Origin of the sequence: Arthrobacter sp. HMWF013, from assembly GCF_003061105.1 — a bacterium.
In the GTDB taxonomy this organism is placed as follows: domain Bacteria; phylum Actinomycetota; class Actinomycetes; order Actinomycetales; family Micrococcaceae; genus Arthrobacter.
This window is the reverse complement of sequence record NZ_QAIQ01000448.1, coordinates 1-7,825: the sequence shown is the minus strand read 5'-3', so window position 1 is coordinate 7,825 and position 7,825 is coordinate 1. Positions and strand designations below refer to the sequence as shown.

The following is a 7,825-nucleotide window of genomic DNA, read 5'->3' as shown; positions in this document are numbered from 1 at the left end:
GTGCCCCCGCCGTCCGGTGGAGGGGGCGGGGGCCTGGAAGGGGCGCGGGACGCAACCGGTCCAGGATGAGATCGAGGGCCATTCCGGTCACATGGCCGGCCGGCAGCGGAAGGTTTTCGTACAGCTCCTTCAACCGCTGAACAGTCGGGGAGGATGTGGCCATACCGGAACTGTAGCTCCGGGAAATCACCGGTGTCACTGCGAGCCGAACAGAAATTCCTTGGCGTGCGCAACCGCCTTGCGGAAGGCATCGTTCCGCAGCGCGACAAGGGGTTCCGGTTCGCCGTCGGCCGGCTCCAGGTAGCCGGTGTAACCGGGACGGAGGACCCAGATGTCGCCGGCCGGTGGAAGGTAAAACACTCCAAAGGACCGCTGCTGCCGTTCTTCGGCGGTCCATACCGGGACAACAGCCAGGGCGGCACCGGTGGCGGGGTTGATCCACTGGGCACGGGGCAGCGGCTCCTCGTGGGCTTCCGGGTCCAGGAATGGGGCGGTGCCGGCGCCCCAGCGCTGCTCGAACCGTTCATGGAACGCGGGAATAAGGTGGGAATCGTAGCGGCGCCACTCGCTCATTTTTTGGTCCGCCTCCTTGCGGTTTTGGGGCTGTTTAGGGGGCCTCACATGCGCGGTTCCGCCTTAGGTCCACGGACCGCTTTCCCAGCGCACGGGCATGATCCGGATGCTGGTCCCAGGCGCTGCCCTGGCGTGCACCTTCCGGACCGGGATCTGGCTCGCTGTTCCGCTCTCCGGCGCGCCTCCCGGAGGTGCTGTGCCTCCAGCGGCGGCGGCCCCTTCCGCACTGGCCGCGCCTCCCGCGATGGTGCGGTCGTAGGCGGCCCGCCGGACGGGGTCGCGAAGGACGAAGAAAGCCTGCATGATCCGCAGCAGTTCGGCGTCCTGTGCATCGCGTTCAGTTGTTGTGCCGGCGTGGACATCCGGGTGGTGGGTCCGCATCAGAGCGCGGTAGGCACGGGAAATCTCCTGCTGCGTGGCAGCGGGATTCAACCGCAGGGCGGCATAGTAATCGGGCTGGCTGGTCATGGGCGGGTAAGTTTCGGATTGGAACGGCCCGGAGCGCAGGCAGCGCGGGCTGCCTGCGCCCCGGCGTCCGGGACCTACGAACGGATCTCGTGCATGGATCCCTGCTTCGTTTCGATCTCGATCTTGCGCGGCTTGGCCTGCTCCGCGACCGGGATCCGGAGCGTGAGGACGCCTTGATCGTAACTGGCCTTGATGTTGTCCGTATCCAGCGCCTCACCCAGAATCAGCTGGCGGCTGAAGACACCACGCGGACGCTCGGAGGCCACCAGCTCGACGTTGGGCTGGGTGGGATCCTGGCGTTCCGCCCGGACGGTCAGCACGTTGCGTTCCACATTCAGGTCCACGGAATCCAGCTTGACGCCCGGAAGATCGAACGCCACCACGAATTGGCCGTCCTCCTGCCAGGCGTCCATGGGCATGGCAGCCGGCCGGGCAACGGTCCCGAAGACCTGCTGGGTGAGCCGGTCCAGCTCACGGAACGGGTCCGTACGCATCAACATCATCTTTCCACTCCTCTGGTAGAAGTTTGATCCAGTGTCCATATCCACGTCCATTTATCTATGGTGGTGGATATAGATTTTTTATAGCACCCGTGAGAGACTGATGCAACATCATCAGGGAAGGAAATTGGAGTGGACCCAGTTCGCGGGATTTCAGACCGGACAGCCCCCGCCCGCGCGGCCCGGCCGCTGTATGCCATCTCCGTGGCAGCCCAGTTGGCGGGGACCGGCCAGCAGAACATCCGGCTCTACGAAACCCGTGGCCTGCTCACCCCCACACGCACCTCGGGCGGCACGCGCCGGTACAGCGATGACGATATCGCCCTCCTGCTGCACATCGGGGAGCTGCTTGAACAGGGGCTCAACCTCGCCGGCGTCGCCAGGGTCCTGGAACTTGAGGCGGCCAACGCCAAGCTGCACCGTGCGTTGAGGCGTGCAAGGTCCCTGCTCGAGGAGTAGCGACCGTCCGCAGCTCAGGCCCCCCGGCCACCCGCGAGCCGGTAGGAGTCCTCCAGCAGTTCGCCAAGTTCCGCAACGGTGATCTTCGCCAGCCGGACCAGCACCAGCTGGGGCGATCTGTCATGGTGGGGCGTCCAGAAGAAGGTGTCCGGATCCGTGCCGGCCAAGGCGTCACGCTCGGCGGTTTTGACCGTCAGCACGCCCTCCTCCCAGATGCGGGCCATCAACGTCCTGGCGAACCAGGCGGGCTGCTCCCAGCTGGTTCGCTCAGTCACTCCTGGCAGTGCCAGGCACAACCTCCGGACGTCCGCCTCGGTTGCCACTCAGTCCCCCGGGGCGTCAGCTTTGGACAGTTCGCCGGTGATCCGCTCGCCGGGAATCCGGGCAGTCCGCCACGTATCCAGCGCAATGACGCCGCCAAGGATCATCAATGACAGGGATAGCGAAGCGAGTGCATCACTCGTCCAGTGGTAGCCCAGGTAGAGGCGGCTCAGCGCAGCCAGGACGATGCCGATGCCCGCGCCCACGAAACCAATAACGGCAGCCCTGGGGTTTTCGCGCCGGGAGAAAACCAGGAACGCTGTCACCAGCAGGAAGTCACAGGCCCCCAGCACGTGGCCGGACGGAAACGAGAAGGTGTGGTCGGCTCCGAAGAGCATCTGTTCCACCGGGGGCCGCGAGCGCCGGACGATCTGCAGGATGATCTGGGAAATCACCACGCCGGTGAGCATGGCCGCGGCGAGGACGATGGGACGCCAGGCATGCTTGGCGGCGAACCCCCAGGCCACTGTCACCACCAGCACGATAATGGGCAGGGCGACTGGACCGAAGACCACTGCGAGGAAGATCATCACAGCCGTCAGCGTCTCGGACCTGACCGAAAGCAGCCAGTTGCGGGCCGACTCATCGAAGGGCCATGGCGCCGTATTGCTGGCCAGCACGCCCACCAGGGTGGCAATGAACATCAGGAGACCGACGGCGACCAGCACCACCGAGGTCCGGTACAGACCGCTCCTCGCGGCCGGTTCCATGTAGCGTTCCTCCACCACGAACTTGTTGTGGAAGATACGCCAGAGGGCATTCTTCTTTCCGGAATCGCCTGACGTGCGTGGTCCTGCCTGCTCTGTCACTATGTTTTCCGCTCCGTGCCCATTGAGGAATTGCTTAGGGTGAAGATTATCCCGTCTGCGCGGAATTGGCCTCCCAACGTGCGGGGTAGCCTGACTCAATGGGCGTGATGAATGAACTGATTAACCGGCAGAACGTGGAAACGCTCGCGCAGGTCCTCGGGGAAGCGGCTCCGGGATCCTCCTGGGGGCACGTTGCCGGTGCCGCCGCCGAACTGGACGGGCTCAGCCTGCGCGCCCGCACAGACAGGATCAGCACTGCACTGCTCGCGGACATCCGGCTGATGCCGGAGCCGGGATTCCCGACGGCGGCACGCACCTTCCGGACGGCCCTCGGCTCAGCTGGTTTCACCGGCTGGATCATCTGGCCGGTATCCGAAACCGCCGTCACGCTTGCCCTGGAAACGGGTGCCGGGCCTGACCCTGCCGGCGATTTTGACGACTGCCTTGCCCTCCTGGCGGAGCTGACGCCCCGGCTGACCGGCGAATTCGCCATCCGCCGGCTGCTGGACAGGGACCTGGAGCGTTCCCTGCGGGTGATCCAGGGCTGGACCGGGCATCCGGATGAGCATGTGCGCCGGCTGGCAAGTGAGGGGACGCGGCCCTATCTGCCCTGGGCCGTCCGCGTTCCCGGAATTGTCCTTGCCCCGGAGGCAACCATTCCGTTGCTCGATGCCCTCTACCGCGATCCCTCGGACTACGTCCGGCGCTCGGTCGCGAACCATCTGAACGATGTGGCGCGGAACGCCCCCGCCCTGGTGGTGGCCACTGCAGAGCGCTGGCTGGCAGCCCCGGACGGCAACACCGCCCCGGTGGTCCGGCACGGCCTCCGGACCCTGATCAAGAATGCCCACCCCGGTGCGCTGTTACTGCTGGGGTTCGTTCCGGCGTCGCTCGCCGTGACGGGACCGCGGTTGGACCGGAAATCTGTGGCCCTGCCCGGTGAGCTGGCTTTCGACTTCGAGATCTCCAACACCGGAGCAGCGGACGCCAGGCTGGCGGTGGACTACGTGGTCCATTACATGAAGGCCAACGGCACCACCTCGGCCAAGGTCTTCAAGATCGGGGCGCTGACCCTGGCCGCGGGTGAGACCCGCTCCGTGACCAAGCGCCATGCCTTCCGGCAGATGACGACCAGGGTGCACCACGCCGGTGTCCATGCTTTGGAGCTGCAGATCAACGGGATCCGGCACGGGCACACGGAGTTCCAGGTGCAGGTCTGACCCGCACCCAGCCGGCAGCTAGCGCTGCGTGGTCCCGCTGGCGGTGGTGCCCAGCATGGACAGTTCGTCGCGGCTGGGCAGGCCCTCCCAGTCGCCGGCGGTACTCACCGCAAAGGCTCCGGTAACTGTGCCGCGCTGCAGGCGGCACGCAACGTCCCCGCCGTCGAGCAGTGCAGAGAGGTAGCCGGCGGTGAAGGCGTCTCCCGCACCGACGGTGTCAATGCTGGTCACCGCGACGGCGGGAGCCTCGATCCGGCCGGCGGCGGTGTGGACGCCGGCGCCGGCAGCGCCCCGCTTGACCACGACTTCCCCGACCCCCTGCTCCAGCAGCGAGGCAGCCATAGCGGTTTCGGCGTCGTCGGAGTTGCCCCCGTCCGAGGGCGCAGCGGCCACAAGGTCCAGTTCGTCGTCGGACGCTATCAGGACGTCCGTGTACCGGGCGAGCGGGCTCAGCGCGGCCCGGGCCGCCTCCCTGGACCACAGCCGGCTGCGGTAATTGACGTCGAGCGAGACCACAATGCCCTCGGAGGCGGCGCGCCGGGCCGCGTATTCAACGGCCTGCCGGGCTTCCGGGCTGAGGGCGGCGGTGATGCCGGTAAGGTGCAGCACCCGCGGGCCGGCAGCCAACGCCCGGTCCACGTCCTCCCGGTTGAGCGTGGAACCGGCCGAACCGGCGCGGTAATAGAACGCCCGGGTGATGTCGGCCGTCCTCTGCTCGAGGAACATGACCCCGGTGCTGCGGGCCTCATCCACGCGGTGATGCGTACCGATCCGTTCGGAGCGCAACTGCCGCAGGATGTATTCACCCTGCGGATCTGCGCCCACAACTCCTGCCCACACCACACTGTGGCCCAGCCGCGCAACGCCCACGGCAACGTTGGATTCCGCGCCCGCAACATGCATGTCCAGGCAGCCGCCCGCAGACAGGGGTCCGGCGGACCGCAGCGAAACCATCGACTCGCCGAAGGTCAGGAGGTCCACGGCGGAGCTCACCGTGCACCCGTCGCGGCGGTCCTGCGGGTAAACGAATCTGCCAGGTCCACAAACGAGCGGGCCCGCCCGCGCATCGGGGCAAGATCACCGCCTGAGCCGGCATCGCCGAAGAGCGGTCCACCGAGGCCGACGGCGATCGCCCCGGCTTCCCAGTAGCCGGCCGCTTCGTCAAGGCCCACGCCGCCCACCGCGATGAAGGGGATCGCAGGAAAGGGATCGCGCAGTGCTTTCAGGTAGCCGGGGCCGCCGATGGAAGCCGGGAACAACTTGACGGCGGTGGCCCCGCGGTTCATCGCCTCATAGGCCTCGCTGGGCGTCAGGGCTCCGGCCAGAACAGGGATTCCCCGCCCTGCCGATTCCCTGATGGATTCTGCAAGCGAGGGCGTGACCATAAACTGGCCGCCGGCCTCCACCACGTTGTCCACGTCCTGGACCGTCATAACCGTTCCCGCCCCAACGTAGCAACCTGCGGGCGCGGCAGCGCGGACCTCGCGGATCGCCGCCAGCGCTCCCGGGGTAGTCAGGGCTATCTCGACGAACCGGAATCCTTCCTCCATCGCAGCCAGGGCCGCCCGTGCCCCGGCCGCCCCGTCAGTGCCGCGCACGATTCCCACGAGGCGGGACTCCCGGATTCCGGCCAGCAGGCCCCCGGGCGTTACTTCGGTGCTGTCAGTCATGCTGTTCACCATTCTGCGAACGCTCCATCCGGGTGGCGCCAGACCGGCCCGCGCCAGGCGTGGCCGCGCTTGTCCGCCGCACGCACCACCGCCTCGTCGATTTCGATGCCCAGGCCGGGGCCGGTCAGCCGCTCAATGTGGCCGTCCACGAACTTCAGCGGGGACTTGTCCACCACGTAGTCCAGGACTTCGGCACCCTTGTTGTAGTGGATGCCGATGCTTTGCTCCTGGATGAGGAAATTGGGGGTGGCAAAGCCCACCTGCAGGCACGCGGCCAGGGCCAGCGGACCGAGCGGGCAGTGGGGTGCCAGCTGGACTTCATAGATTTCCGCCAGGGAGGCGATCTTCCGCACTTCGGTGATGCCGCCCGCGTGGGACAGGTCAGGCTGTGCCACGGCGATCCCGGCCTGCAGCGCGGGCAGGAATTCCTGCCTGCTGTACAGCCGTTCCCCGGTGGACACGGGGGTGGTGGTGGAGGAGGTCAGTTCGCGCAGCAGATGGGTGTTTTCCGGGACCAGCGGCTCCTCCAGGAAGAACGGCCGGTACGGCTCCAGGAGCGGCGCAACACGGCGGGCGTTGGCGAGGCTGAAGCGGCCGTGGAAGTCCACCGCCACGTCCCGGTGCTCCCCGAGGACTTCGCGGGCCGCGGCAACCCGGCGGACCACGCCGTCGAGCTCTGCCACCGAGGCGATGGGGCTCATCCGGCCGCTCGCGTTCATTTTGACGGCGGTGAGTCCCACCTCCAGCTGGGCGCTGATCTGGTCCGCCACCTCATTGGGTTCGTCCCCGCCCACCCAGCCGTACATCCTGATCCGGTCGCGGACATGGCCGCCCAGGAGCTGGTGCACGGGCGTGTTGAAGTGCTTGCCTGCGATATCCCAGAGGGCCTGGTCCAGGCCGGAGACGGCGCTGGCCAGGATGGGTCCGCCGCGGTAGAAGGAGCCCTTGGTCATCACCTGCCAGTGGTCCTCGATCCGTAGCGCGTCGTTGCCGATCAGCACCTCGGAGAGCTGCTCGACGGCGGTGCGGACCGTTTCGCTGCGGCCCTCGCAGGTTGCCTCGCCCCAGCCGACGATGCCGCTCTCCGTTTCGATCCGGACAAACAGCCACCGCGGTGCGACCAGGAAGGTTTCTATTCTGCTGATAAGTGTCATGCCGGCTAGCCCTTGGTAGCGCCGGCAGTCATGCCGGAGACGATGTATTTCTGCGTGAAGAGCGCAATGATCATGATGGGGACGGTGACCACGGTGGCGGCCGCCATGAGGCCACCCCAGTCGATGCTGGCGTACGAGACGAAGTCGAAGATGGCCACGGGAAGCGTCTTGGTTTTGGAACCGGAAAGCACCAGGGCGAACATGAAGTTGTTCCACGAAAAGATGAAAGACAGGATGCCGGCGGTGGCCATTCCGGCGACGGACAGCGGCAGCGTGATCAGCCGGAAGGCGCCGATCGGGGTGAGGCCGTCCACCTGGGCTGACTCCTCCAGCTCCAGCGGCAGGGAATCGAAGTAGCTCATCATGATGTACACGATCAGGGGAAGCGCCACGAACATGTGGCTGAGGATCAGCACCTCGAACCGCCCCACCATCCGCAGGTTGGAGAACACGTAGTACCAGGGCACCAGCAGGGAGACGCCGGGGATGACGCGGGCCATCAGGACCACCAGGGCCGAGCGGTGCATGGTGAAGCGGCTCATGGCGTAGGCGGCCGGTACGCCGAGAATGAGGGACAGTGCCGTGGAGACGAAGGCTACCCAGAAGCTGTTGAAGATGAAGACGAAGTAGTTGTTCCGCTGCAGCACGTTG

General features: G+C 66.6%; 11 protein-coding genes. 2 read left to right on the top strand and 9 right to left on the bottom strand.

Annotated features, from left to right (window positions below; all coding sequences use genetic code 11):
• Nucleotides 1-195 precede the first annotated feature (195 nt).
• The 3 genes from DBR22_RS16145 to DBR22_RS16135 form a co-directional block, all read right to left on the bottom strand.
• Complete coding sequence (locus DBR22_RS16145; RefSeq protein WP_108599852.1) at nucleotides 196-573, bottom strand: hypothetical protein; 378 nt, start codon at nucleotides 571-573, stop codon at nucleotides 196-198.
• 63 nt (nucleotides 574-636) lie between these two features.
• Entirely contained in the window at nucleotides 637-1,041 is a 405-nt protein-coding gene (locus DBR22_RS16140; RefSeq protein WP_108599851.1) for a J domain-containing protein, read from the bottom strand.
• A gap of 74 nt (nucleotides 1,042-1,115) precedes the next feature.
• On the bottom strand, nucleotides 1,116-1,541 hold the full coding sequence (locus DBR22_RS16135; RefSeq protein WP_108599856.1) for an Hsp20/alpha crystallin family protein: 426 nt from the start codon (nucleotides 1,539-1,541) through the stop codon (nucleotides 1,116-1,118).
• 132 nt (nucleotides 1,542-1,673) lie between these two features.
• Here DBR22_RS16135 and DBR22_RS16130 point away from each other — a divergent pair, with 132 nt between their 5' ends.
• Nucleotides 1,674-2,000 (top strand): MerR family transcriptional regulator, encoded by a 327-nt coding sequence (locus DBR22_RS16130; protein WP_258229248.1) that lies wholly within the window; start codon nucleotides 1,674-1,676, stop codon nucleotides 1,998-2,000.
• A gap of 14 nt (nucleotides 2,001-2,014) precedes the next feature.
• Here the strand turns inward: DBR22_RS16130 and DBR22_RS16125 are convergent, their stop codons facing one another.
• On the bottom strand, nucleotides 2,015-2,323 hold the full coding sequence (locus DBR22_RS16125) for an MmcQ/YjbR family DNA-binding protein (protein ID WP_108599850.1): 309 nt from the start codon (nucleotides 2,321-2,323) through the stop codon (nucleotides 2,015-2,017).
• A complete protein-coding gene (locus tag DBR22_RS16120) occupies nucleotides 2,324-3,130 on the bottom strand; it encodes a phosphatase PAP2 family protein (protein ID WP_375134977.1) in 807 nt (268 codons plus the stop codon).
• Nucleotides 3,131-3,228: 98 nt separating this feature from the next.
• Between DBR22_RS16120 and DBR22_RS16115 the strand changes: the two genes are divergently transcribed.
• Entirely contained in the window at nucleotides 3,229-4,350 is a 1,122-nt protein-coding gene (locus DBR22_RS16115) for a DNA alkylation repair protein (protein WP_108599849.1), read from the top strand.
• 18 nt (nucleotides 4,351-4,368) lie between these two features.
• Here DBR22_RS16115 and DBR22_RS16110 read toward each other — a convergent pair whose 3' ends face one another.
• The 4 genes from DBR22_RS16110 to DBR22_RS16095 all read right to left on the bottom strand — a co-directional run.
• Nucleotides 4,369-5,343 carry a sugar kinase gene (locus DBR22_RS16110; RefSeq protein ID WP_258229247.1) on the bottom strand — a complete coding sequence of 325 codons (975 nt, stop codon included), beginning with the start codon at nucleotides 5,341-5,343 and terminating at the stop codon, nucleotides 4,369-4,371.
• The gene (locus DBR22_RS16105; RefSeq protein ID WP_258229246.1) at nucleotides 5,340-6,020 is read right to left on the bottom strand and encodes a bifunctional 4-hydroxy-2-oxoglutarate aldolase/2-dehydro-3-deoxy-phosphogluconate aldolase; all 681 of its coding nucleotides are present in this window, start codon (nucleotides 6,018-6,020) and stop codon (nucleotides 5,340-5,342) included. Before DBR22_RS16105 ends, DBR22_RS16110 begins: the two co-directional genes overlap by 4 nt.
• Before the next feature lie 5 nt (nucleotides 6,021-6,025).
• On the bottom strand, nucleotides 6,026-7,174 hold the full coding sequence (gene dgoD, locus DBR22_RS16100) for a galactonate dehydratase (RefSeq protein WP_108599847.1): 1,149 nt from the start codon (nucleotides 7,172-7,174) through the stop codon (nucleotides 6,026-6,028).
• A 5-nt stretch (nucleotides 7,175-7,179) separates the two neighbouring features.
• Nucleotides 7,180-7,825 (bottom strand): carbohydrate ABC transporter permease (locus DBR22_RS16095; RefSeq protein ID WP_108599846.1); only part of this gene is annotated, 646 nt, incomplete at its 5' end.

Bases quoted from the DNA above. Each gene is read 5' to 3' on its own strand.
- DBR22_RS16145 (WP_108599852.1), bottom strand. From the start codon at position 573: ATGAGCGAGTGGCGCCGCTACGATTCCCACCTTATTCCCGCGTTCCAT.
- DBR22_RS16140 (WP_108599851.1), bottom strand. From the start codon at position 1,041: ATGACCAGCCAGCCCGATTACTATGCCGCCCTGCGGTTGAATCCCGCT.
- DBR22_RS16135 (WP_108599856.1), bottom strand. From the start codon at position 1,541: ATGTTGATGCGTACGGACCCGTTCCGTGAGCTGGACCGGCTCACCCAG.
- DBR22_RS16115 (WP_108599849.1), top strand. From the start codon at position 3,229: ATGGGCGTGATGAATGAACTGATTAACCGGCAGAACGTGGAAACGCTC.
- DBR22_RS16105 (WP_258229246.1), bottom strand. From the start codon at position 6,020: ATGACTGACAGCACCGAAGTAACGCCCGGGGGCCTGCTGGCCGGAATC.
- dgoD (WP_108599847.1), bottom strand. From the start codon at position 7,174: ATGACACTTATCAGCAGAATAGAAACCTTCCTGGTCGCACCGCGGTGG.